Source organism: Planococcus circulans, assembly GCF_020023385.1.
GTDB lineage: Bacteria > Bacillota > Bacilli > Bacillales_A > Planococcaceae > Planococcus.
In genome coordinates, this window is the sequence record NZ_JAIQCL010000001.1 from 801,986 (window position 1) to 828,096 (window position 26,111).

Annotated in this window: 14 protein-coding genes; 4 read left to right on the forward strand and 10 right to left on the reverse strand. The window is 49.5% G+C overall.

The window, feature by feature from the left end; all coding sequences use genetic code 11:
• Positions 1 to 654 precede the first annotated feature (654 nt).
• The 7 genes from K8U60_RS03920 to K8U60_RS03950 all read right to left on the reverse strand — a co-directional run bounded on the left by K8U60_RS03920 (position 655) and on the right by K8U60_RS03950 (position 7,532).
• Positions 655 to 894: a hypothetical protein gene (locus K8U60_RS03920; protein WP_223634673.1), complete on the reverse strand. Its 240-nt coding sequence runs from the start codon at positions 892 to 894 to the stop codon at positions 655 to 657.
• Between the two features lie 200 nt (positions 895 to 1,094).
• Positions 1,095 to 2,255: a glycosyltransferase gene (locus tag K8U60_RS03925; RefSeq protein WP_223634675.1), complete on the reverse strand. Its 1,161-nt coding sequence runs from the start codon at positions 2,253 to 2,255 to the stop codon at positions 1,095 to 1,097.
• A 28-nt stretch (positions 2,256 to 2,283) separates the two neighbouring features.
• Positions 2,284 to 3,258, reverse strand: coding sequence for a GDP-mannose 4,6-dehydratase (locus K8U60_RS03930; RefSeq protein WP_223634678.1), 975 nt, complete (start codon positions 3,256 to 3,258; stop codon positions 2,284 to 2,286).
• A 934-nt stretch (positions 3,259 to 4,192) separates the two neighbouring features.
• Entirely contained in the window at positions 4,193 to 4,537 is a 345-nt protein-coding gene (locus tag K8U60_RS03935) for an EamA family transporter (RefSeq protein WP_223634680.1), read from the reverse strand.
• Positions 4,524 to 4,862, reverse strand: coding sequence for an EamA/RhaT family transporter (locus K8U60_RS03940; RefSeq protein WP_223634683.1), 339 nt, complete (start codon positions 4,860 to 4,862; stop codon positions 4,524 to 4,526). The genes K8U60_RS03935 and K8U60_RS03940 overlap by 14 nt, the downstream gene beginning before the upstream one ends.
• Entirely contained in the window at positions 4,855 to 6,594 is a 1,740-nt protein-coding gene (locus K8U60_RS03945; RefSeq protein WP_223634686.1) for a DUF6020 family protein, read from the reverse strand. The genes K8U60_RS03940 and K8U60_RS03945 overlap by 8 nt, the downstream gene beginning before the upstream one ends.
• Entirely contained in the window at positions 6,591 to 7,532 is a 942-nt protein-coding gene (locus K8U60_RS03950) for a glycosyltransferase family 2 protein (protein WP_223634689.1), read from the reverse strand. Before K8U60_RS03950 ends, K8U60_RS03945 begins: the two co-directional genes overlap by 4 nt.
• Positions 7,533 to 10,049: 2,517 nt before the next feature.
• Here K8U60_RS03950 and K8U60_RS03955 point away from each other — a divergent pair.
• Both K8U60_RS03955 and K8U60_RS03960 read left to right on the forward strand, forming a co-directional pair.
• Positions 10,050 to 11,492, forward strand: coding sequence for an MBOAT family O-acyltransferase (locus K8U60_RS03955; protein ID WP_223634692.1), 1,443 nt, complete (start codon positions 10,050 to 10,052; stop codon positions 11,490 to 11,492).
• Positions 11,493 to 11,503: 11 nt separating this feature from the next.
• Entirely contained in the window at positions 11,504 to 12,547 is a 1,044-nt protein-coding gene (locus tag K8U60_RS03960; RefSeq protein ID WP_223634695.1) for a hypothetical protein, read from the forward strand.
• 1,665 nt (positions 12,548 to 14,212) lie between these two features.
• Here the strand turns inward: K8U60_RS03960 and K8U60_RS03965 are convergent.
• A complete protein-coding gene (locus K8U60_RS03965; protein ID WP_223634697.1) occupies positions 14,213 to 16,573 on the reverse strand; it encodes a bifunctional 2',3'-cyclic-nucleotide 2'-phosphodiesterase/3'-nucleotidase in 2,361 nt (786 codons plus the stop codon).
• A 430-nt stretch (positions 16,574 to 17,003) separates the two neighbouring features.
• On the opposite strand from K8U60_RS03965, the gene K8U60_RS03970 reads away from it, so the two are divergent.
• Entirely contained in the window at positions 17,004 to 18,059 is a 1,056-nt protein-coding gene (locus tag K8U60_RS03970; protein WP_223634699.1) for an S-layer homology domain-containing protein, read from the forward strand.
• Positions 18,060 to 18,393: 334 nt separating this feature from the next.
• Positions 18,394 to 19,479, forward strand: a complete 1,086-nt coding sequence (locus K8U60_RS03975) for an S-layer homology domain-containing protein (RefSeq protein ID WP_223634701.1) — start codon at positions 18,394 to 18,396, stop codon at positions 19,477 to 19,479.
• Between the two features lie 165 nt (positions 19,480 to 19,644).
• Here K8U60_RS03975 and K8U60_RS03980 read toward each other — a convergent pair whose 3' ends face one another.
• Positions 19,645 to 23,451 carry a S8 family serine peptidase gene (locus K8U60_RS03980; protein ID WP_223634703.1) on the reverse strand — a complete coding sequence of 1,269 codons (3,807 nt, stop codon included), beginning with the start codon at positions 23,449 to 23,451 and terminating at the stop codon, positions 19,645 to 19,647.
• Positions 23,452 to 23,684: 233 nt separating this feature from the next.
• Positions 23,685 to 25,595, reverse strand: a complete 1,911-nt coding sequence (locus K8U60_RS03985; RefSeq protein WP_223634705.1) for a S8 family serine peptidase — start codon at positions 25,593 to 25,595, stop codon at positions 23,685 to 23,687.
• Positions 25,596 to 26,111 lie beyond the last annotated feature (516 nt).

A 26,111-nucleotide genomic window follows, 5' to 3' on the forward strand; every position in this document is an offset into this window, starting at 1 on the left:
CCAAGTAGCTGAAGTACGCTACTCGTCTTATCGCTCCGTCCACTCCTGGACGCACCTGCTGCTTGGTTTTGTGAGACTCGCAGCAAACTTGTCTGGTTTTGAGTGTGGAAAGTTAGCGTGTGATTCTGCAATCGCTCGGCGTGATGGTGCACACGCCTTCGCTTAGGTAGGGTGACAAGTGACTCGTTCACCCGTTTCCGTCCCTGTGCCGGACTCAAATGCTCCTCAATTTGCAGCCGATACAGGGAAGTGCTCCCAAGCTAAGATTCTTCAAGTAGCTACCAATAAGGAGCATCACCCTCCTCTCTAGTTTAAAACACAGAAATGATGCAGAAACTTCGGTTTCTGCGAAAGCCCCCGTAGTATCGATTGATCAACCCGATGTCATACTGTCTCCATGCCTCAAAGAGAACAAGGACACTAACCTTCTCCCCTCTTATCAAGAGAAGAAACCTAAAGAAGGAGCGGAAGGTGGCGACTCCTGCTTCACCCCCGGCAGCTGGCACCGCGACGTCCTGTCGCGCCAGCTGCATGACCCGCATCCTGCGGGCCCGAAAGCGTCCACCTGTAGCGATTTCTTTCCACCTCTCTGCTTTTTCCCACACAAAAGCCCGCTCCTGTCGTTCAGGAGCGGGCAAGAGTTGAAGATTCAGTTTACTGGATCATCTGGCGCATCGGCAAAATCATCATTTTTTTTTTAGAATCGCCGAACTTGAGTTTCTTTAGATCGTATTCACGAACAAAATACACAAAGGCCTGTCTCGGCATGCCAAGCTGTTTGGCACCAACAGAGGGGCCCACATTGTCCTTGATATAGAGGTCCTTCATGACTTCCACCAAGGCTTTGTTATGCCGCTGCTCTATTTCTTCTCTATAAGCGTCATACTTCGTCATAAGCCCTTCACCTCACTTCCCACTGGTTTATATAGGTCTTGCGCATCTTTTCTCTTCTTATATTTACATTATAAGGCTTCCAGGTCTTCATTACTAGTCTATATGTCATGTTTTCGTTTGTAAATTCTTGATATTTGAACTACTTACTTTTATCGTTTAAACTTTCAGTCAACTCAGACTTCAAGGTTGCGATGTCTTTCTCAATGCAACCGGAACGTATACCGCTTGGTCTCCGCTTCTTTGATGAAGTTCTCCATCACGTGATCGCTTTCAAATTCACGCGCTTTGATGCGATCCCATTTGGAGATTTTCTGGTACTCTTTTTCACTCGACAGCAATTTCTCGATTTGCGCCTGGACACTGAACAACTCGCTGTTTTTCGAGAACGAATCGCCGCTTTCGTATGGCGGCAATTGATGGAGAAAGCCTTCTGTTACTCCGTCCCAATCGTTGATCTTGGCTGTAATGCCCGGAATGCCGCAGCCTGATGCTTCAATCAACGGAACCCCCATGCCGACAAAACAAAACGTATCCTGCAAAGCCCGTTTTTTGTCCGCATAGGTGAACGCCCCATGCATGAAAATATGGTCGCGTGCAGGAGATTCGGCGATTTTATTGCGCAGGTCGTCTTCGCCTTGCCCTGTTCCGTAGATGTGATAGGTAAATTCCGGATCGATCTTGATCAGCTTTTCCATGATGTCGACCATATAATAATTATAAGTGCGGAAATGCGCCAGTTGCCCTATAGAGACGATGCGCCGCGAGTTGAAGTTGCATAAGCTTTTGGTTGGACCGCAAAAATCGAGCGGCATCGGAAAGATTGCATTGTCCAATGGCGCACCAATGGCTTCTTCTGTCATTTTTTTAATGGAAGGATTCATAAACAGTAGTTTTTTATAGAAGTTCGGATCGATCAATTTCAAAGTTTTGACGACTCCCCCCATGCGCTCCTGCTTGTAGCTTTCCGGATGGTAGACGCCGGACATCCGCTTTGTCGCAGGCAATAGATATGACAATAGGAACGACATCGGCCCAAACGAATAAACCAGGTCGAATTGTTTGTCGAGGCGCATACTCAGCATTTTGGTAAGTAGCCAAAGATTGACTGAAGGATCTTTCGGATCTTCATCAACGACGATGGTCACGCCTTTGACTGACTCGAGCTCTCGCAGCAGAGGCCCCCCGCTGCTGAACAGGAAAAGCGTCACATGATAGCCGCGGGCGCTGAGCCATTTGACCATGCGGACCACCAGCATTTCCACGCCCCCTACTTTCATGTTCTTATGGATGAGCGCAATCGATTGGATCGGCTGTGTCCGTCTTTCAAAGTTGAAGAAATTGTCGCTGCTGAATGTAATCATGAAAACACCTCATCTGATGGAATGTCTACTATTGTTTTTTGGCCAAGTCTGCATATTTGTATTTTTCGGTGTACCAGTCACGCGTAATCGACAACCCGGTTTGAAACGGAATAGCTGGTTCAAATCCTGGGATCTGGCTTTGATGGGTGGAAGCTGTTGTGGATTGGATAGGCACATCCGTTTGTCCGACACCTGCTGTATCCAGGCTATTTCCCGGGAAATCTCCATTCGATAAGGCATTGACCTGCTGGACAATCGCCTTGTCCGATAAGCGTGCAATGGAGCCTGTTTCGTATCGTTTCCCCGCGTCGCCTAAATGGAAGACGGTGTCGATTGCCTCGCATAAATCGCTGACAAACAGCCAGTCCCGCTCTTTCCCATCCGTTTCCAGGATTTCCAGCTTGCCGTCCAGCGCTTGCTGGATTGAAAGAGGAACGAGTGCATCATCCTGCTGCATCGGCCCGAAGATTTCCGGACTTGCGGTCGTAACGACGTTCAACCCGTATTTTTCATGGAAGCTTTGGATCATCTCATCGGCGTTGGTTTTACTCAGGGTATACAGCGTGTTATGTCCCGAGTCCATCAAGGAAATGTGATGGAAACGCGCGGTTTTATAGGCTGGCTTCGGCTGATGCGCAGCGTCCATCCACGCACTTTGTGCGGCGTACAACAGGTTCATCGTGCCAAGCACATTGGTCTGCTCGTAGAGTCGAATTTCTCCGACGTTTTCCCTGCTGCGCGTTTCCGCTGCGAAATGGATGATATCGGTGATGTCGTAATGCTCGAACAAATGATTGATGGCATAGACATTTCGGATATCGACGCGGTGAAAGGCATAGCGGTTTTTCTGATTCGGGCAATGCATGTTTCCCGGATTAGCGGCTTCGGTGTTATAATCGATATTAACGATTTGATAATCCGGGTACTTATTTAAGTAGTAGTGGATCATATTGGAACCGATAAATCCGTGGCCACCGGTGATCAATATAGTTTTGGCGCTCATAGCTGTCCGCCTCCCTTGCTCGATTAGGTGATTCCGGGACGAGCTGAGTGGTTTTATCTACCTACTCGACACGTCTTTTGTACCAGTTATTGCTTCTATATTAGAATCTTAAAGTTAAATGTAGGTTAAAAGACGTTATTTTCTAAATATTTAATTAGTATACAATGTTATTGGATATTTTGCATCATAAATCTTAATATTTACCAGTCTTTAGATATATTTTTTGTCTAACTAGTAGTGAGTATATAGTTAAATGGAAAATATTTTATATTTTTTTGTTCTTTTACGTTTATTTCTGAAAGCTTGTATGATTCTTTAGGTCCTGAGGAGTGGTTCGTTGTGCATGTGTTTCTTCTGGGGGTAAGATGGAGGATAGTGGAGATAAATTAAGTGGGGTATTTGAAGGAAACGAGTCATGGTTGCATGAAGTTGAAGAAGTATTTTATATGAACCGATACTCCGCAAAGCAGCTGCGCTTTCGGGAGTTCTAACTGAATATTTGAGACTTTTAGCTGAACGCTTAGAGCGGCTACCTGAACTCTTCATAGGTATAGCTGAATCTTTTGCTCCTTTACATGAACAATCCCCATCCTTACCTCAATTCACCGTGCTCCACTTAGACAACCCGAATCATTTTTTCTCTCTAAGCGAAGGCGATTGCAGAACCACTCACCTTCTTCCTACACCACGCATCAGTAAGTTTGCTGTTATATTCCCCGACACCCAGCGGCAGGTGCGTTCCGGAGTGGACGGAGCGGTAAGACTGGTAGAGCGCACTTCAGCTGCTCGGCTTAGCGCGGGAGTCCATTCCAGAGCACCAATGCGACTTCTAGAACCCGAATAAGTTGTAAGTTGTGCGGTGCCAGGCACCCGCACAATTCAAAAAAAGCTGCAGAAAGCTCGTCAATCCGAGTCTTTCTGCAGCTTTTGCTTATTAGCCGACCAGCACAAATGCGCCGGTGACGATCAGCAGGACGCCCACGACTTTGCGGGTGCCGATGCGTTCTTTTAATAGGAAATACGATATGAGCATGGTCCAGATATACGTGATCGCCGTCAATGGGAAGACGACCGTATAGGGCAGGAACTTCAACGCGACGATGTTCAGGATGGCGCTGACGCCGTAGAGGAACACCCCGAACAGCAGGCGCAGCATGAAAGCTTTGCGTTCCATGTTGATATTGAAGGATGATGCTTTTTTCAGGAAGTAGCCGCCGAATGCGCCTACCCAGGTCATGATGACCAGCAATAAAATCAAGAGAATGTTAATCGCTGTCACCCCCTATAACGATGACGCCGATCAAAATCAGCAAGGTGCCGATCGAGATATTGAACGTGATGGCTTCATTCAGAAACAAGGCTCCGTAAAAGATGGCGATGACGTAGCCCAGGCTGAGCAAGGGATGCAGCACGGACAGTTTGCCGAAACGGAAAGCCGCGGTCATCAGGACTGCGCCCATACCGTACAGCATGAAGCCGCCGAGCATGTGCAAATCCAGGATGGCGTCGGACATTTTCCACAGCAATTGGCCGGTCGCCGTCGAAACGGCGGCAAGGATCATCAGCAGGATGCCGATGGGTGCCGTTTTTTCTGGCTTATTCACGAAGATGTCCACCTTTTGGACCGAAATTGATGAGGCTGATCAGGAAAGCCGCATACATGAACAGCGATGTGTTGAACAAGTAACGGAAATCCTGGGCCGGCATCGTAGCCATGACCGCTGCCGTGTTCAAGGCGATCGGCAGAAGGATCAGCCAGATGCGCCAGTTATTGCGCAGATAAGCGACATAGATGAACAGTGTGATCAGGAACAGGTAGACAGCCGGACGCCAGAGGAATTCCTCCGCTTCCGTATCGACTTTCAAATAAAGCTGGGCGCCGTACGTGACTTTTGGATAAATGACGGTATTGAGCAATTTGAATTCATTGCCATGGTAGATGTTGGTGACGAAACGGTTCATGTGGCCGTCTTCTTCCAGGCGCATCTGCCAGACCAAGGAAGTTTCATCGAGAAAGGCTTCGATGGCAAGGCCGGGATTTTGCATGACCAGCTGCGCCCAATGCTTGGCGTAGAGCTTCGGATCGTCGTAGATCACAAAGCGGTCATATTCGCCCCATGAAAACTTGATCGGATCGACGCTGGACGGATTGTATTTCTCCGGCCACAGCTCGAGCGGCATCAGGCGGTTGATGTATTCCCGCTGCTCCTCGGTCATGTCGCCGTCTTTGGTGACGATGTTGGCGATCTGCTGGGTCGGAATGCTGAGTGCTTCCTGCGGATCGGACGGCACGACGTCGAGCGACGTATACACCGGACCGGTGATGATTTGATGGATGATGATGATGCCGAGCGTCATCGGAAGCAGCTGCTTCCACATGCGGCGGTACATGATGAGCGCCGCAATCATGGTGATGACGAATACCGGGAAACCGTTGTGCCGGAAGAATACCAGCATGAACGACCCTAAAAGGAATAACAGAACGAAGGAAACTTTCTTTGTCTCCAGTCCTTTTGTTTTGACGAGCAGTAAGATCAATAATGAGAAAAATAATAAAGAAACGCTGTAGAGAACGTCTTTCCAGATGATGATCGACATGATCGAATTGACCGGAACGATGGCGGCGGCAAGCAGCACGGCCCAAATGATCCACGAATTGACCTTGAAACGTTTCATCAGGTAGCCCATATACCCCATCGTCAACGCTAAGGCGAAGATTTGGAATAAAGCGATGATGCCCGGGCTGTCCCAGATTTGTCTCAGGAACATGATGAGCCACGTGAACATCACGGGATGCCAGTTGGTGAACTCTCGGGTTTCGGATTGTTCCCATTGCGACAGGGAATCCGGCGTCATCGCGGCAGGATAGAAAGCGATGAACATTACAAGCGAAGCGCCGAGCATCGGCAGCATGTAAAGCAGCACGTAGAGCGGCGACACTTTCTGTTCGCCTTCCGGCATCCGGATGCTGAGCAGGAGTTTGATGATGGAAATGACGATCAGTGCGATGGTCAGGAATAAGCCGATATACACGGAGACTTTGATCAGCCAATGGTTATCGGCCAGGTATTCCTGGTTGCCGAGCAGACTGAGCCCTGCGAGAACGGTGAACAACGGCATGAAAATAGCCAGGCTGATTTTTTTGCCGCGCGGCCAATTTTTGACGGTTTGGACGAACGAACGGCTGTAAAAAAGCAGTCCGAACAGCACGAGCGTCACGGCACCGATCAGTACCGGATGCGCGTTTCGGATCGGTTGGAAATAAAAAATGGCTGTAAATGCAAGGAAAAGTGCTGCAACAAAATATGCAGCACCCAGTAGGTACGTTTTTTTCATAGAGTTTTATCACCTTTTATCCGGTCACTGATGCGGATCAATTCAAGTTCAAATTGTTTCCGGTGCGTGCCGGCGACTGTGTCGAGGATAAGTCCGCAGGCAAATGCCAAAGTGGACAGCATCATTAAGCCGACTGCCAGGATGGCGGATGGGATGCGCGTTACAAAGTCGATTTGAATGTATTCAACGATGACAGGAATTCCTGCAGCGAGACCCAGGATAAAGAACAGGACTGCCCAGCATGAGAAAAACAATAAAGGCTTGTAGTCTTTGAAAAGCGTGAAGATCATGCGCAACACTTTGATGCCGTCTTGGATGGTGTTGAGTTTTGATTCGCTGCCTTCCGGGCGGTCGCGGTAATCGATGGCGACTTCCTTGATGAGGAATTTATTGTCCAGCGCATGGATGCTCATCTCGGTTTCGATTTCAAAGCCCGGGCTTGTGACCGGAAGCGATTTGACGAACAAGCGGTCAAACGCGCGATAGCCGGTCATGATGTCGTTGATGTTGCTCTTGTACAGACGGTTGATCAGGTTTTTGACAAGGGTGTTGCCGAACCCGTGGAATTTCCGTTTGTTTTCATTGAAATACGTGCCGTTGGACAGGCGGTCACCGATGACCAGATTGGCTTCCCCATCGATCACGGGCTTGATGATGTTATGGACGAATTCCGCCGGGTATGTATCGTCGCCGTCGGCCATGACGTAGACGTCCGCATCGATTTCACGGAACATCGAACGCACGACGTTCCCTTTTCCTTGGCGCGGTTCCTGGCGCACGACTGCACCGTGGGCCAAAGCCACTTCGGTGGTTTTGTCTTTCGAGTTGTTGTCGTAGACGTATATTGTCGATTCTGGAAGTTCTCGTTTAAAGTCGTCGATCACTTTGCCGATCGTCATTTCTTCGTTGTAGCAAGGCAATAATACCGCAATTTTCATAGACATGTTCTCCTTTTATTCTTAAGCATTAACTAAACTATCATATCATGATTACAGGATTTAGTGAAATTGGTTTTGGGTTGGGGGTGTGTGAGAGTTTTTGAGGGTTCGATAAGTCGCGTTGGTGCTCTGGAATGGACTCCCGCGATGGTGCACGCGCCTTCGCTTGGGTGGAGGGAATTGTTCGGGAATTGTTTGGGTGCCTGGCACGCACACAATTCATCCGGGTTCTATAAGCCGCTTCGGTCGCTTAGGGCATGGCTCACGCCATGAGCCGAGAAGAACACTCGTCTCATAGCTCCGCCTAGCCCGTGGACGCGCCTCAGCTGGGTGTTGTGGGGATACTTAGCGAACTTCTTTTTGTGGGCGGAAGATAGTGAGCGGTTCTGGAGTCGCTCGGCAGCGATGGTACACGCGCCTTCGCTTGGGTGGAGGGAATTGTTCGGGAATTGTGTGGGTGCCTGGCACCCACACAATTCCCCTGTTGTACCCATGAGAGTGGTAGTGAGGGATGCTTCCTGTACTTTTGCTTTTCGTTTACGAAAAGCCGGCATCATGGAACGTGAACTGGATCGATGTAGTGACGCGTTGAATGATTTACATGAATGTTGTACGGCTGTACCTTCATCTTCGGGGTTCCTATCTCAATCTTTAGAGCGGCTACCTGAACTTACTCCATTTCTACATGGATCTCACTGGTTCTAAGGAGTTCAAGCCCTTGAATGGAAGCTGTTCGCGTGGCGAACAGCCGGGAATAGGGAATGCCGCTCTGTTGCCGGGCTTTGCCCACATAGAAAATATGATTTTTTCATGAAATTCATGTAAGAAGGAGAACGGTTCAGGTAAAGACATCAAAAGGTGAGATAGAAACGTCACCTCTTCATCTAGAGAGAGAAAAACCACCTGTAGAACCCGTCACTACTTGTCCAAGCCCAGCGAAGGCGCGTGCATTATCGCTGCCGAGCGTTTCTTGAACCCCATCCCCACTACCTCCTCTCAAAAATATAGTTTGTTGCATATTCCCGCAACACGCTAAGCTGAGGCGCGTCAATGGAGGGGGTGGAGCAAGGAGACTGGCAAGCGGAGCGCTGCCCGGCTTCTTGTGGGAATCCTCTCCTAAGCGCCGAGGCGACTTCTAGAATTCTGTCCAAATTGTGTGGGTGCCAGGCACCCGCACAACTCTCACACAATTCACTCCACGCCTACTTCTCCCTCTCACAAAAGAAATTTGTTGCATATTCCAGCAACACTCTAAGCTGAAGCGCGTCAATGGAGGGGGTGGAGCAAGAAGACTGGCAAGCGGAGCGCTGCCCGGCTTCTTGCGGGAACCCTCTCCTAAGCGCTGAAGCGACTTATAGAACTCTGTCCAAATTGTGTAGGTGCCAGGCACCCGCACAACTCCCACACAATTCACTCCACGCTCACTCCCCCCTCCCACACAAAAGAAATTTGTCGCGTATTCCAGCAACACTCTGAGCTGAAGCGCGTCAATGGAGTGGGTGGAGCAAGAAGNCCGGCTTCTTGCGGGAACCCTCTCCTAAGCGCTGAAGCGACTTATGAACCCTGCTCAAATTGTGTGGGTGCCAGGCACCCGCACAACTCCCACACAATTTACTCCATGCTCACTATCTCCCTCTCACAAAAGAAATTTGTTGCATATTCCAGCAACACGTTTAGCTGAGGCGCTTCAATGGAGGGGGTGGAGCAAGAAGACTGGCAAGCGGAGCGCGGCCCGGCTTCTTGCGGGAACCCTCTCCTAAGCGCTGAAGCGACTTATGAACCCTGCTCAAATTGTGTGGGTGCCAGGCACCCGCACAACTCCCACACAATTTACTCCATGCTCACTATCTCCCTCTCACAAAAGAAATTTGTTGCATATTCCAGCAACACGTTAAGCTGAGGCGCGTCAATGGAGGGGGTGGAGCAAGAAGACTGGCAAGCGGAGCGCTGCCCGGCTTCTTGCGGGAACCCTCTCCTAAGCGCTGAAGCGACTTATAGAACTCTGTCCAAATTGTGTAGGTGCCAGGCACCCGCACAACTCCCACACAATTCACTCCACGCTCACTCCCCCCTCCCACACAAAAGAAATTTGTCGCGTATTCCAGCAACACTCTGAGCTGAAGCGCGTCAATGGAGTGGGTGGAGCAAGAAGACTGGCAAGCGGAGCGCTGCCCGGCTTCTTGCGGGAACCCTCTCCTAAGCGCCGAAGCGACTTATGAACCCTGACCAAATTGTGTGGGTGCCAGGCACCCGCACAACTCTCACACAATTCACTATTATAGAAGAAACTCTTTGCATTCCCCTTTGGAAATTAATGCTTTTTGAGTCTTATAGACCACTAAAATTTTCATGACAACTTATGGGGCGCAAGTTATAATAAATGGGTTATGAAACTTTACTTGGTTGATATGGAATGATGATCGCTTTCCTGTTGATTTGGTTGGATGTTTTTGGTGAGATTTTGTAAGCAACTGATTTTTCAAGCGATTAATACTAGTATAGTGAAGGTGTCCGAACATGATTTTCAATTCTTTTGAATTTATCTTTTTATTCCTGCCAATTGTTTGGGTTCTCTATTACGTTCTTGGGCGCATCCATATTCCGTTTGCGAAAACTTGGTTGCTAGTGGCTTCCTTGTTTTTTTATGGCTATTGGAACCCTGCCTATCTGCCGCTGATTTTGATTTCGATGCTGCTCAATTATGCCATCGGGGTGTTTCTGGGGCGTAACCGCGGAGGAGCTTTCCGAAAAGGCATTTTGACTGTCGGCATTCTCTTTAATGTGCTGCTGCTCGGCTATTATAAGTATTATGACTTTTTTGTTGAAAACATCAATGTGGTTTTCGGTGAAGACCTGGTCCTGAAGAATATTTTATTGCCACTCGCGATCAGTTTCTACACGTTCCAGCAAATTGCGTATTTGGTGGATTCGTACCGATTGGAGACGAAAGAATACAATTTCCTGAACTACGGTTTGTTCGTATCGTTTTTCCCGCAATTGATCGCGGGGCCGATTGTCCATCACCGCCAAGTGATGTCGCAGTTTTCGGCGAAGGAATCATACCGCATCGTCTATGAGAATATTTCCAAAGGACTGCTGATTTTTGCGGTCGGCCTGTTCAAGAAAGTGGCGATTGCGGATACGTTTGCAGAATGGGCCAATCAAGGCTATGGCAATGTCGAGTCGCTGACTTTCGTCGACAGCTGGTTTACGACGATGGCCTATACGCTGCAATTGTATTTCGATTTCAGCGGCTATTCAGACATGGCGATTGGACTGGCATTACTGTTCAATATCCGCCTGCCGCTCAATTTCAATTCGCCTTATAAGGCACTCGATATCCAGGATTTCTGGAGACGCTGGCACATTACGTTATCCCATTTCCTGACGAATTATATCTACATTCCGCTCGGCGGCAACCGAAAAGGCGCCGTCCGCACCTATCTCCATATCCTGATCATCTTCTTCATCAGCGGGGTTTGGCACGGTGCCGGTTGGACGTTCCTGATCTGGGGCGCGATGCATGGCTTTGCGAGTGTCATCTGCCGCTGGTGGAAACGCGCCGGCTATCGTATGAATAAAGTCTCGGCCTGGATGCTGACGTTTTTATTCGTCCACCTATCCTGGGTGTTCTTCCGTGCGTTGACGCTGTCGGATGCGGTGATTGTCCTGAAAGCGATGTTCGGTTTTAACGGATTCTATTTGCCAAGCGGGTTTATCCAGCTCTTCCCTTCTATAGATGAGAACTGGTTGTTGACCTTGCCATTCACCACGTCGTCCTGGGAAATCGCTTTGACGATGGCAGTCGGTTTAGCATTAGTGTTCTTTGCGAAGAATTCCATTGAAATCATGGAGCAGAAACAGAACAATACACGCACGGCGATTTTTGTATCGGTCCTGCTTTTCTATAGTGTCATGCAACTGCAGCAAGTCAGTGAATTCCTGTACTTTAATTTCTAGGAGATGATCCCATGAACGATAAAAAATTCAGCATTACCGTTATGGCGATTTTCGCTGTATTGACTTTAACTGTTGCCGCTTTTAATTTTTGGATGGATCCGTTGTGGCATTACAGCCACGCCCATGGACTCAACGATGTGCAGATTGTCGCCGATGAGCGCGAACAAAAGACGGCACAGCAGCTTTACCACCCGACCCATGCAGATACCCTCCTGCTCGGCAGCAGCCGCAGCACCTATGTGCAGCCGGCGGGATTCACGGAATGGGATGTCTATAATTACGCAGTGGCCAATTTATCGATGCGTGAATATTACACGATGCTGCTGTATGCGTTTGATCAGAATCCCGATTACGAACGGGTGTTGATCGGCGTTGATTTCTTCAAATCCAGTGAGGAACAGGCAAAAAATGCCCGCGCCATCACTGGCTATGAAACGAAAGTCCAGGCGCCTTTCTACCGCGCCAAGAACTTATTGTCTTTCGATGTCTTAGGCTATGCCGCCGATAACCTGGAGTTGTCTGCAACGGACAAGGTCACTGCGGACCGGTTGTACAACCGCAACGGCGATGCGTTTGCGAAGAGGCTGTCGGAAGAAGAAATCAAAGAAGATACTGCCGCTAAGATTACGCGTTTTGAAGAAACGTTCTACGGCGACAATTATGTTTATTATCCCAAGTATAAGGAAATCATGCAGAAGGTTCGCGACAGCCATCCGGAAGCGGAAAAGATCATCTACACGACTCCGATTTCTACGGAGTTGTTCAAGTCGCTGGTCGGGACCGGCCTGTTGGATGAATACGAAACGTGGCTCCGCGATTTGGTGGAGGTCAACGGCAGTGTGTGGAATTTCATGTACCCGAATAGTGTGACGAACGAAATTACGAATTATTATGATGGCCACCATTTCTATCCGGAGATCGGCGCATTGATTTCCAAGCGTATGGAGCAAGGTGCGGATGCGGATGTGCCGGAGGATTTTGGTGTGCTGGTGACGGAAGAGAATATCGAAGCGCATCTGGAGATGGTCAGAGGTTTGGCTGCGGAGTTTGAGTGAAATTGTGTGGGTGCCTGGCACCCACACAATTTTTTTGGTTTTTTAAGTCGCTCCGGTGCTCTGGAGAGGACTCCCGCGATAAGCCGGGCATCGGTGGTACATGCGCCTTCGCTTGGGTGGAGTGAGATTATGTGGGTTCTATAAGCAGCTTCGGTCGCTTAGGGCATGGCTCACGCCATGAGCCGAGAAGAACCCTCGTCTTATCGCTCCGCCCAGCCCGTGGACGCGCCTCAGCTGGGTGTTGGGGGATACGCAACCTGTCTACTGGGTGTTGCGGGATTAGTGAGTGAGTGGTTTTGGAATCGCTCGGCAGCGGTGGTGCACGCGCCTTCGCTTGGGCAATAATTTAGCTTTAGTAGGATTCTATCAGTCGCTTCGGTCGCTTAGGGCATGGCTCACGCCATGAGCCGAGAAGAACCCTCGTCTCATAGCTCCGCCCAGCCCGTGGACGCGCCTCAGCTTGGTGTTGTGGGGATACGCAACCTGTCTACTGGGTTGTGTGGTGTGGGAAGTGAGTGAGGGGTTCTGGAGTCGCTCGGCAGCGGTGGTGCACGCGCCTTCGCTTGGGTGGAGTGAATTGTTTGGGAATTGTTTGGGTGCCAGGCACCCAAACAATTCTCAAACAATTTCCCTGTTGTACCAAAGAGAGCGGCTGTGAGGGATGTTTCCTGTACGTTTGCTTTTCGTTTACGAAAAGCCGGCATCATGGAAAGTGAACTGGATCGAGTAAGTGACGCGTTGATTGATTTACATGAACGTTGTGCGGCTGTACCTTCATCTTCAGGGTTCCTATCTCAATCTGTAGAGTGGCTACCTGAAGCATCCCACTTCTTACCTGAACTTACTCCATTTCTACATGGATCTCACTGGTTTTATGGAGTTCAAGCCCCTGAATGGAAGCTGTTCGCGTGGCGAACAGCCGGGAATAGGGAATGCCGCTCTGTTGCCGGGCTTTGCCCATATAGAAAATATGATTTTTTCATGAAATTCATGTAAGAAGGAGAACGGTTCAGGTAAAGACATCAAAAGGTGCGATAGAAACGTCACCTCTTCATCTAGAGAGAAAAAACACCTGTAGAACCCGTCACGGCTTGTCCAAGCCCAGCGAAGGCGCGTGCATTACCGCTGCCGAGCGATTTTAGAACCCCATGCCCACTATCTCCCTCTCACAAAAGTAGTTTGTTGCATATTCCAGCAATACTCTAAGCTGAGGCGCGTCAATGGAGGGGGTGGAGCAAGAAGACTGGCAAGCGGAGCGCTGCCCGGCTTCTTGCGGGAACCCTCTCCTAAGCGCTGAAGCGATTTATGGAACCCTGTCCAAATTGTGTGGGTGCCAGGCACCCGCACAACTCTCACACAATTCACTCCACGCCGACTTCTCCCTCCCACACCAATGAAATTTGTTGCGTATTCCCGCACCACTCTAAGCTGAAGCGACTTATGGAGTCATGCCCAAATTGTGTGGGTGCCAGGCCCCCGCACAACTCTCACACAATTCACTCCACGCCTACTTCTCCCTCCCACACAAAAGAAATTTGTTGCGTATTCCCGCAACACTCTAAGCTGAAGCGACTTATGGAATCATGCCCAAATTGTGTGGGTGCCAGGCACCCGCACAATTAATAAAAAAAAGCTTTCCGCAACGAGCGGAAAGCTTTCTTTGTGTTATTCGATCACGATTCGGTACTTGGCGAAATCGTTGGCAGCTGGGGCTACGTAAGTGATGCCGCTGCCTTCTGGGATCAGGCTTTGTGCGTTGGCCGAGGTTTCAAAGACGATGTTCTGGTCGCCCGCAATCGGTGCGAATTTCCAGTTGGCGTCTGCTGAAGGGTCGATGGTTCCGATTTCCAGCAGGTAGTCGATGATGACCTGGCGATTTTCATAAGCGTAATCGATGACTTCCACGGCATCGGTGACGCCTGGGAAGTTGCCGGTTGCGCGGTAGTTATTCGTTGCGACCAGGAATTCCTGGGCATCGGTTACCGGTGCACCTTCGTATGAAAGATTTTTGATGCGGTTGGAAGCTGGATTCGCCAGCACGCCTTCCGCGTCGTATTTGGCAGGGACGGTGACGTCGATTTCGTAAGTGACGCCGTCCAATACGTCAAAGTTATAGGTGCGGAAATCGTTGTTGATCAATGGCTGTTCGCCTGTCGCTGTCGGGTTGATTTGCTGGAATTGCCCTGCGGACATCTCGAGCCACTCCTTGACGTCTTTGCCTGTCAGTTTCAAGGCGAATACCGTGTTGTCGAAGACGTAAAGGTCGGCGACGTTTTTGATGGCGATTTCACCGGTTGCGATGTCTGTGTAATAGTTTCCTCCATTACGGCCGCCCGCTTTAAACGGTGCTGCTGCAGATAGGATCGGCAAGTCGGCATTGGCTGTACCCGCTACCTGCTGCTCGACATACCAGGTTTGTGCGTTGTTGACGATCTGGACAGATGGATCGTCCTGAACCAGTGAGAAGTAGCTGTTGATCGGTGCTGTGGTTTCACCGACTGGGCTGCGTACGTATTCGATGGTCGCTTCGTGTGTTTCTTTGACAGCGTCAATGACTTGCTGTGCGACGACGTCGGATTCGGCATCGATTTCACGCAATTGCGCTTTGCCCGATTCAACGTTCCATTCCTTGCCTTTTTGCGATAGCTGCAAATCAATGATGCCTAAGTGGCTGCCGAAATTGCCCGGCATAACGACGGGTGTGCCGTTGATGGTCCCCTGCTGTTGGTCGACATTTTTCAAGTCGCCGTAAGAGCCCGGGAAGACATCGTGGTTGTGGCCGGTGATGATGGCGTCGACGCCTTCCACTTCAGAAAGCTGGTAGGTGATGTCTTCTTCGCCGATTTCATGGGTTTCGTCACCCATTCCTGAGTGGGATAGGACGACGACTACGTCCGCTCCCGCTTTTTCCACTTCCGGAAGGAATTTCTCAACCGATTCGACTGCGTCTTCGGCGGTCACTTTTCCTTCAAGATGCGCACGGTCCCATTTCATGATGTGCGGAGCGACGACTCCGATGACACCTACTTGGATCGTGTGCTTCTTGCCTTTGCCATCGACCACTTCCTTGTCGATGATCGTGTAGGGTTCGTAGCGGTTTTCATTTGTTTCAGCGTCGTAGACATTGGCGTTCAGCACTGGGAACGGTGCATCGTCCAGCGCTTCGTCCAAATAATCCAAGCCGAAGTTGAATTCATGGTTGCCTAAAGTCGATGCATCGAAATTTAGTGAATCAAGTGCGGCATAGGCCGGATGCAGCTCGCCTTCTTCGATCGGATCGACGGTTGCTTTATAGCCGCCGAATGGCGTTCCCTGAATCAGGTCGCCGTTATCGAATAGGAGCGAGTTGCTGTTTTCTTGGCGCGCCTGTTCGATCAGCACCCCTGTTTTCGCTAAGCCCAGGCTGTTCGATACTTTGTCCTGGTAGTAATCGTAATTGACGAAGTTGGTGTGGAGGTCGGAGGTCCCCAGAATGCGCAAGGTGACATTCTTGCCGCCGACCGGCTGATATTCTTTCAGCAAGCGCTGGACAATCGCCCGCATCTCGCCTGGAGAAACCGGCTTCGATGGTTTTACGGTGCCGTCACCATAGCCTTTGAGCAGGCCGATGCCGACTCCTTTGGCCAGGTCCTTCAACAGGCTTTTGCTTAAGTAACGGTTATCTTTAAAATTTCTCAATAAGCCTGTCGAATAGACTTTGTCCGTCATGACTGCGCGTGAAGCGATTGAAAATGCCTGCTCACGTGACAGTTTTTCATCCGGCGCAAAGACCGTCTTGGACTTTCCGCTCGTCAACTTCAGGTTGTAAGCCGCTTCAACATATGGAGCCAGCTCCTTATCGACGTCCTTGAAGCTGATGGTCGAGCCGTCCCCTAAATCCAGTTTCAGGGACGTCACCAAATGCTTGATGAACTCGCCTCTCGTCACTTCGTCGGCTGCCGCCTGTGTTGGAACGGCTGTAAACAATCCGCTGAGAACAAGGACAACCGCTGCGAGAATCATGGAAATTTTTCTACTGATCGCCATCTTTTCATCTCCTCTTCTTTTTGACTAAATAGTCTAACAACTAAATTATATACGACAACCGAAATATTAAAAGATATTTACAAAAAGAAAATAGAGTGGAGTTGCGGCTTTCTTAGGGTTCTCTAAGTCGCTTCGGACGCTTTGGAGTGGGTTCCCACAAGAAGTCAGGCAGCTAAACACTGCCAGTCTTATTGCTCCACACTCCGGGTACGCGCCTTCGCTTGATCCGGTTAAATTGTGTGGGAATTGTGTGGGTGCCTGGCACGCACACAATTCTCTTTAGGTTTCTCGGACGTAAAGTATCCCAGCATTCCCCATCCAAATGCCTCCAATTAATCAGAATAATCAGTATTATTTATGGTTATCGGCTTCCTCCCCTGTTAAAATGCAGGTAAGGATACGAAAAAAAGTTTTAGAAAGGATGAGAGCTATGAAGAAAATGGGAAAAGTCGCGATGTTCTTTTTGGCACTTCTGCTGATTGTGCCACCTGCTTTGGCCGCTCCTGATTTGTCTGAGCAGCATTCGTTTTATGAAGAGATCAATTATCTGATGGAGCGTGATGTGATCACCGGCTATCCGGATGGCACGGTCCGGCCGGATGCTGTTGTCACCCGTGCCGAAGCGGCGATTATGATTGGCCGCCTGAAGGATTTGGATGGCACTCAACGCGAGACGAAGTTTCCGGATGTAACGGCCAACCAGCGGGCAAGCGGCTATATTGCTTCGGCTGAAGAAGCCGGCTATGTTTCCGGCTTTACGGATGGCACTTTCCGTCCGTATGCTGCGATTACGCGCGGAGATATGGCCATCATCGTCGACCGCCTCTTCAGCCTTGGCCTCACTGCACAAGTAGATTTCACAGATGTGTCGCAAAATATGAGAGCTTATGAAGCCATTTCGCGTATTTTGGCCGGCAACATCACCATCGGATATCCGGACAATACTTACCGTCCGTCTGCATCCGTGACGCGCGGACAGTTTGCAGCATTTTTAGGGCGCGGGCTTGAGCCTGCTTTCAAGAATAAAGCAGCGATTCCGGTTTCATTTATGAAAGACAAGACAAAAACCTATATCTACCAGACGCCTGAAGGAATCGAACGCCACAGCTATGCTTATGTGCCTGACCGGAGCGGCCGCGAGTACGGGTTCATGTGGTCCGTCGTTTCGGACATTGGCACCGGCGAAGCTTTGTACGGGGAAATTGAAACGCATCGCACGTTTGGCCTTCAATTCATCCCGCAGGATATTTATGTGCTGGATCTTCAGTATCCGGTGCGGCTGGGTGATTCCTTCACAGATGAAAACAATCAAGTCTTCACGGTCACAGCTGTCGGCCAAACGGTCACCACCGATTACGGAACATTTGAGGATGTTGTGGAAGTCACGGTCAATGGCTACAAGCATTATTACGCGGAAGGGCATGCGCGAATCCGCGTGGATAATCCTCAAGGGGATACAGTAAATCAACTGATTGGGATGGAATGAGGAATTGTGTGGGTTTTGGGTGGATTTCTAGTACCTATACAATTTGAGCAATAAAATCTTTAATAGGTTTCTATAAGCCGCTTCGGACGCTTTGGAGTAGGTTCCCACAATAAGCCAGGCAGCTGGAGAGCGCTGCCCGTCTTATTGCTCCACCCACTCCGGTGACGCGCCTTAACTTAATCGGGATAAATAGTATGAGAATTGTGTGGGTGCCAGGCACCCACGCAATTCTCACACAATTCCAAAAATAATATTGGTAATTATCCCATTTTTGTAACTCTTAGGGTATACTGTACATGTAGAAAGTTTCAGATACCCGAGAGGATGGATAACTTTGAAAAAGACACTGATTCTGAGTAGTGCTGTACTGGCGTTCAGTTTAATGGGCACGCCTGCTTTGGCTGCTTCCGACTTGCCTGAGAACCACCGTTTCTATGACGAGATCGATTATCTTGTCGACAAGAAAGTCATTACCGGATATGAGGATGGCACGTTCCGTCCTGACAAAACCGTCACCCGCGCAGAAGCTGCAATCATGATCGGCCAATTGAAGGATTTGGATGGCACGCAGAGAGCGACTGGCTTTAAAGACGTCAGTAAATCCAGTAAAGCGAGCGGCTATATTGCTGCTGCACAAGAAGCCGGTTATTTGAATGGTTATCCCGATAAGACCTTCCGTCCGGATGCACCCATTACCCGCGGAGACATGGCAATCCTGCTGTCGAATATTTTCACGATGCCTCTTTGGGGTGCCACTGACTTTAAGGATGTCTCTGCGAATATGAAAGCATTCGAGCCGATTAACCAACTGGTTTCCTACAATATCACCGCCGGTTATCCCGACAGAACCTATCGTCCGTTAACCAACGTGACCCGCGGCCAGTTCTCGGCATTCCTTGCCCGCGGATTGGAACCTGTATTCAAGAACGATACCCACATGGAAAATTCTTATTTGCGTGATAAAACAAAGGTTTATTCCTACCGCTCAGCTGACGGTATAGTACTGAATGCGCGATATACGGACGATTCACACCTTAATGGCGAACCACTCGGTTTCCTTTGGGAAAACTATAATGAAGACGTAGAAGATATTTTCTATACGGAAGACGAAACCTACGATATGTATAATATCGGCTTCCCTTTCTCTGAATATATAACCGAATTGGTTTATCCGATCAAAAAAGGAAAAGTGTTTAATATCGACAACCCTTTTGCACCAGTAAGTAAAATTACCGGAGTCAACGTCACTGTCAAAACACCTTATAAAACCTTTACCAATGCAGTCGAAGTTACAGTTCCATATGATTCTTCCGTTAACCACGATACGGGCTATAAATATTATATGGTCGAAGGGTTCGGCACGGTTAAAACCGTCGGCCTCGATGGTAAAATTTCGTCAGAATTGATAAAAGTACAGTAATCGGTGCCTGGCACCCGCACAATTCCCACACAATTCAATAGAAAAAGCCGGAAGCAGCTGCTTCCGGCTTTTTCTATTGAGATATTCTCACGCTCTAGATCTGTTCTTGATCTGTTCTTGATCTGTTCTTGATCTGCTCTTGATCTGCTCTTACTCCATTCCTACTCAGTGTTTAACAGGCTTACCAGGCTTATCGGGTTTGCCTTTTCCTGGTTTCTCAGGCTTGTCGGGTTTGCCCTTGCCTGGCTTGTCCGGTTTTCCTGGCTTGGTTGGAGCTGCCTTCGTGATGGTGAAGACGGCCTCTGTTACGTGGCCACCCAAATCGATGACTTTCAGCTTGATTTCGTTTGCTCCATCGGCCGGCACCGGCACAGTGGTGGTGATGTCCTGGTCGAAATTCTTCAGGTGGTAAGGGGCTGTCAGGTCTTGGGCGAAAATTTCGCTGTCAAAGTAATACGCGCGGATTTCGTCGAAATTGTCTTTGACGTTGAAAGTGATTTCCACTTCGTCCTGGTCAAGGCCGATTGTTTTCGGCACGTCTGTCAAGGTGATGACCGCTGGAGTGGTGTCGACCAGCACTTGGCGGCGAATTTCCATCTCGTTGCCGAATTCGTCGATGGCTTTGACTTTGACGTAATGGGAGCCATCCGCTAAGGTCAGCTTGTGGCTGAAGGTCTTGCCGTCAAATTCAGTTGCCGGCTCGCCGTTGACTGTCAGGGAAATGATTTTCGAATCGTCTTCCACGCGTCCAGCGACGGCCACTTCTTTGGTTTTGTGCACCGACAGGACATCCGGCTTGTCGATGTAGATGACCGGTTTGACGGTTTCAGGTGTTGCCGTCGATAGGTCGACCACTTGTTGGTTGCCGGCCGTATCGTAGAATACCGCTGTCAGTTTGTCGCCTGCTTTCAGCTCTTCCGTTACCGCAAAGCTCGTGACTGTCGGTGCCAATGACTCGTCTGCAGGCGTCGCCGCATTTTCCGTCAGTTCTTTGTCATTCAGGAAGACTTCCCAGCGATCCGGGCCAGAGCCTTCTGGGTTGTCGTTGAAGCTTGCCACTTCCACCAGCTTGGCCGCTGCGTTGAAGCTTGCTGCTGCAACGGGTGCTACGGTATCGACTTTCACTGGGAATTCAATTGTCTGCCATTCCGCATTTTCATAATCGATCACTGCGCGCAATTGAATTTGGTAATCGCCGTCCGCTACGGCTTTTTCAAGTACTTTTCCATCCCAGCCATTGGCCGGATTGAAGTTATACGACTCATCGGCTGAATAGTTCTTCACCAATTCGTCTTCTGTCCGGATGGTCCGCAAGGTGTTGCCCGCTGCGTCCAGCACGTTCACTTCAAAGTTCTTGGCATTTCGCAGCAATGAATACACTGGAATTACCTGGTCTTTCAGGCCATCGCCATTCGGGGAAAACGCGAATCGTTCCGGCACAAAGTCCGGCTGATGCGTTCCGCCTGTGATGGTCTCGCCGTTTTCATCCACCAGGAAGGTCATTCCGTAATACGTGGCTGGATCCCATGCGAAGTAATCGAAGATATTCGCATCATCCCATCCGCCGTTAAAGCCGAAGTATGGAACGACCAATTCCGTATTGCCCGTCACTTCTTCGTTGGCATCCGTCAAGGTCAGGAAGCCGTCTACGAAAAAGCCGTTGGTGAATGCTTGATAAGCCGCATCGTTTTCCAGTGCGGACACATCGACTGCGACGGTAATGTCCTGGCTGCCGTTAGCCGGAACCGTCACTGTTTTCGGCACATCAATCGCCACTTGTTCCGTGACGACATTTGATCCTGCGATGTTCGGTGCCGTCACCTGGACGCCGCTCGCCGTTAAGGCTTTATCCGTCTGGACATTGACAGCTACGTTATAATTTGCCGGCTCATCCGAGAAATTCTGTGCCGTCACTGTGAACGTGAATTTGTTGTCTTTGATTTCTTTTAATGCCACTTTCCCTTCGCCTGTCGCTTGTTCAGTCACCGTCACGTCAGTCGACAAGGCATCATGCAATTGCATCAAGCCTGCTCCCTGGCGGCGCGGTGAAACGAATTCCCCAGCGATCAATTCTACGGGATTCGCTGTATTCATCATTAGGTTTTTGGCGAATTGAACACGTTCCTTGCCGTCGAGCCCCAATTCCTCGATGCGTTGGAAAATCAAAGCCGTACCGCCTGAAACATGCGGTGCTGCCATCGACGTTCCGCTCATCAAGCCGTACTCATCGTTGTTCAATGTCGAGAAGATATTGCCGCCCGGTGCTGTGATTTCCGGTTTGAAATCCAGGTTCGGCGTTGGTCCCCATGAAGTGAAATCACTCATCTGTCCAGCTGTCGGACTTTGGGTTTCCAGGTATTCCCCGTCAAACAAAACCGTCACCCTCTGGCCGGCGTCGATCAACGCTTTCATAGCCACACCGTCCGCCTGAAGGGCTGACATATAAGGAATCGTGATGGATGGATTGGACGCCATATTGATGGTGCCTGACGTGTTGTTGTAGATGATGACACCGGTCGCTCCTGCAGTTTGTGCGTTGATCGCTTTTTCCACGAACGGATTGCCACCGCGTGAAATCAGTGCGAATTTACCGGTGAAATCTTTTCCTGCAAAGTCAGCGGCCATACCCAGTCCCGCATCCGCCACTTCATAGGAAGCTTCCGGCAAATCGCGTGGATCTTTGTCGTTCGCCAATAGGTACATGGCGCGCCCGGCTTCTTCCCCGTCCGCCTGGTACGCAAAGCTCATGGCCGTGATCATGTCGTTTTCAAAAGATGCGACACCAAACGAGTCGAATGAAACACTTGGCGAGCCGGTCAAGCCGTAATCCTGGTTTTCAGCATAGGGATAAAAATAACCCGATCCCAGCATATCCGAGTTTCCGGCTGAAATGGATACCAGGATGCCACTGTTTGTGGCGCGTTCAACCGCCTGTTGTTCAGGGTTCGAGGAATCCACAAATCCGGAAACGGAGCCCAATGACATATTGATGACATCCGCCCCCAATTTGATGGAATCATCGATGGCTTTAATGTAGATATCGCCGTAAGTCGATGGATACAACGGATCATTGCCGAACACTTTCAGCGCAAGCAATTGCGCTTCCGGAGCTACGCCCTTGATACCGCCGTTTTCTTCATTGCCGTTGGCTCCCACTGTGCCGGCTACGTGCATGCCATGCATCGAAGCTTCCGGTCCGAGGTCCAGGATTTCATTGTTGCCGTCCATGTAATTGTAGCCGAACGGCACTTTAGGCGTGAAATACTGGCCATTTTCCACTGAGCCATCGCCCAATAGCGCGCCGACATCGGCTTTGGTGATGTCACCTGAAACGTCATCGCTCAAGACCATGTCTTTGTGGCTCGGGTCGATGCCGGTATCGATGACGCCGACGACCATCCCTTCGCCTTTATAGTCGTAATCGTTCCAGACTTGTTGCGCCTGGACAAGTTCTTTGGAGTATTTCATTTCCGGTTTGATTTCCGGACGTTGGTATTCGGTTGATTCGTAGACAGCTTTGACGCCGCTTTGAGAAGCGATGTCTTTGACTTTTCCGGCTTCCACTTCAGCCGAGAAGCCATTGAAGACCGTCGTGAAATTTTCTAGGTATGTAATGCCGGGTGCCAGTTTCGAGATGGATGACTGAACTGAATTTTGTTCAGAACTGACTGCCGCTTCCAAGGTTTCTTTCTGGGACGCTGGCAGATTTTTGTAGAGCACGCCTTTGCGTGTCGCGTTTTCGATTGCCGGTTCGCTTGCGAGTTCCACGATGATCCGCACTTGTTTGTTCGGATCTTTCGGATTTTCAAGCGTTTCCGGAATCTTCACTGCCGGCTTTTTCAGCTGCAGCTCCTGGCCAGCCCCAGCTGCTTTATTCGGCGCAGCTGAAACGCCTGGCAAGCCTGCCGAAACAGTTCCAAAAGCTACCAGAAACACCAATGCCATCAATAAAATTGAACGTATCTTCCCCAATCTTTCTCCCCCTCGTCAAAATAATGGAATTTTCAAACTAAAAGACAGTTTAAATTTACCATAATTCACGGCTTAAGCGACCAAACGCTAATCAAAATAATATTACGTTTATGTTACGTTTATTACAAAATGATACATATTGAATCGATGAGAAAACCCGTCATGCCAGAGGCAGACGGGTTTCGAAAGGGGTATGCAGTTTTATGGAAATGAAAATGAAGACAGTCCGCGCTTTACATCGAAGCCAGTCGATAGATGAAGATGGCCAATTCGCCGCGTTTTACATTGTTGACGACGCCGAATTGTGTAGCGCTGATGCCGTTGGTGATTTTATTGGCGGCCAGCGCATTGACCGCTTCTTCGTAGCGGGAGGATACGTCGGTAAACGGCAATTTCTCACCGTTCGGCTGAAGCTTATAACCGTTTTTCAGAATCAAGGCGATTTCGCCCCGCGTCAGCTTTTGGGTTGCCCCGAAGGTCGTTTTCGTCTTGCCGCTGATATAGCCCGCATGTTTTAATGCGTTCACTGACGGCACGGCACGGGCCGGGACATCGGTGAATCCGGATGCTGGCGCAGCGGCCAGGTCCAAATTGAGTTCTTTTGCCAGCCAGATGGCGGCGTCTACACGAAGGATGTCGTTTTGAACGCCAAACCGTGTGGAGCTTTCACCATTGGTGACCCCTCTTTTCACCAGGTATTCGACTGAAGGAAAATAGGCAGCAGAGACATCTGTGAAAAGATCCGCAGTTTGTGGAACTGTTATTTTCAATGAAGCGGTTTTATTTCCTAAAGTTGCAGTGACGGTGGTGCTCCCAACTGCTTTCATCGTCACTTTTCCTTTAGAGACGGTGGCTACTGCCGGATTTGATGAAACCCATTGTGCGGTTTGGGCCGCATCGATGGCTTCGCCGTTCGTATAGCTCGCCGTCACAGCCAGTTGAACCGATTTGCCGACTGCGCTGGTGATCGACGCTTTATCGAAAGCCAGTGTCAGAAGTGGATTGCCCACTTCAGAAATTCGCGGTGCTTTATAGGAAGAAATCTGAATCAATCCATGGCCGTAGAGGGGATCTCTGCCAGCTTTGCCCAAGTCTTTCGCTTCCTGTGCCATCACGGCCCGCAATTCCTTGTTCGTCAATTTTGGGTACGCCTGCTTCATCAAAGCCAATTGCCCAGCGACGTACGGCGTCGCCATAGAGGTACCGGACATCAGGCTGTAGCGGTTACTTGGCAATGTGCTGTAGATGTTCAGCCCAGGGGCCACCACTTCAACCGCAGGTCCTGTCGATGAAAATGGTGCGCGAAGCAAGTTTTGCCCTAATGCACCCACCGCAATGACGGATGGATAGCGTGCCGGATACTCGACATTATCGCCTATCCCCGTATTGGTGCCGACATTGCCGGCTGCTGCTACGATCAATATTCCTCTGGCATAAGCTTTGTCGAAAACTTCCTTAAAGACGGTGGAATCTTCCGGCGAACCGCCACTCAAGTTGATGATGTCCATATTATTGGTGATCGCCCAGTTGACGCTTTCAATCAAATCGGATAAATAGGCGTCGCCTTTGCTGTCAAATGCTTTGACGGCGTACAGGCTCGCTTCGTGTGCCACACCTTTTAAGCCGATGCTGTTATTTTTGGCACCGATGATTCCGGCGACATGCGTTCCATGCCCTTGATCGTCCGCATAGGAAGTCATGCCATCGATAGCGGAATAGCCACCGGCGATGACCAAATCTTCATGTCTGGTGATCCCCGAATCGATGACGGCGACTTTCACGCCTTTTCCTGTAAATCCGGAATTCCAAGCCGCAGCTGCTTTGATCTGCGGAATTCCCCAGCCTTCCGATTGAGCACTAAGAGAAAAGACGATATCTTCTTCAATCGCTTTGACGGAAGGATCGGCCAAAAGCTTCGCAGCTTCCGCTTCTGTCATTTCCGCAGATACAATCGATACTTCCTCATAGGCCTCTACCTCAGAGCCGCCGAAATCTTCGGTCTTTTCAGCGATTGAAAAGCTCTTTTGCTCTTCCTCGTAGACGATAATCATCCGTTTTTCCGGATTGTCATCCGCTGAAGCCGTTAATTGCCCCAGACCCGTAACCAGAAGTAAAGCGCTCAACGTGCTATACAGTATTTTCAATAAAAAAAACCCCTTTGCTATTCCGAATTATTTTAGTAGAATTTTCCAAAAATATAAGAAATATTTAACAGACATATAAGTTCTATTACCAATATCAGTATATAAGATGTAGAAAGAAGCGTCAAAGCCAATTGTGTCCATTGTTTGATTACTTGTATTGTACTCACTTCCAGTTGAGATGAAAAGGGCTTTCGCTTAAATTTATACTAGAAAAGAGTAATTTATACTAATATCTGGGGGATGGCCATAACAGTGAAGGCTGGACAAAAGCTTAAGCAGGACAGCGCAGCGAGTTTGAAAAGCAAGACAAGGATGAGAACAGTAGAGTGCAATGGATTTAGGGGGAAGAAGTCGCTTCAGGTGGACGCTTTCCGGGGGGCTCGCGCCGAACTAACTCGGGCTTAGCGCCCGAGTGGATTTCGGCACTTCACTGGTTCCCCCAGGAGTCGCCACCTTCCGCTCTTTCTTCTAGTTTTTTGGGAGATAAGGAGTGAGGCGTCACTCTTTATCGGAGGA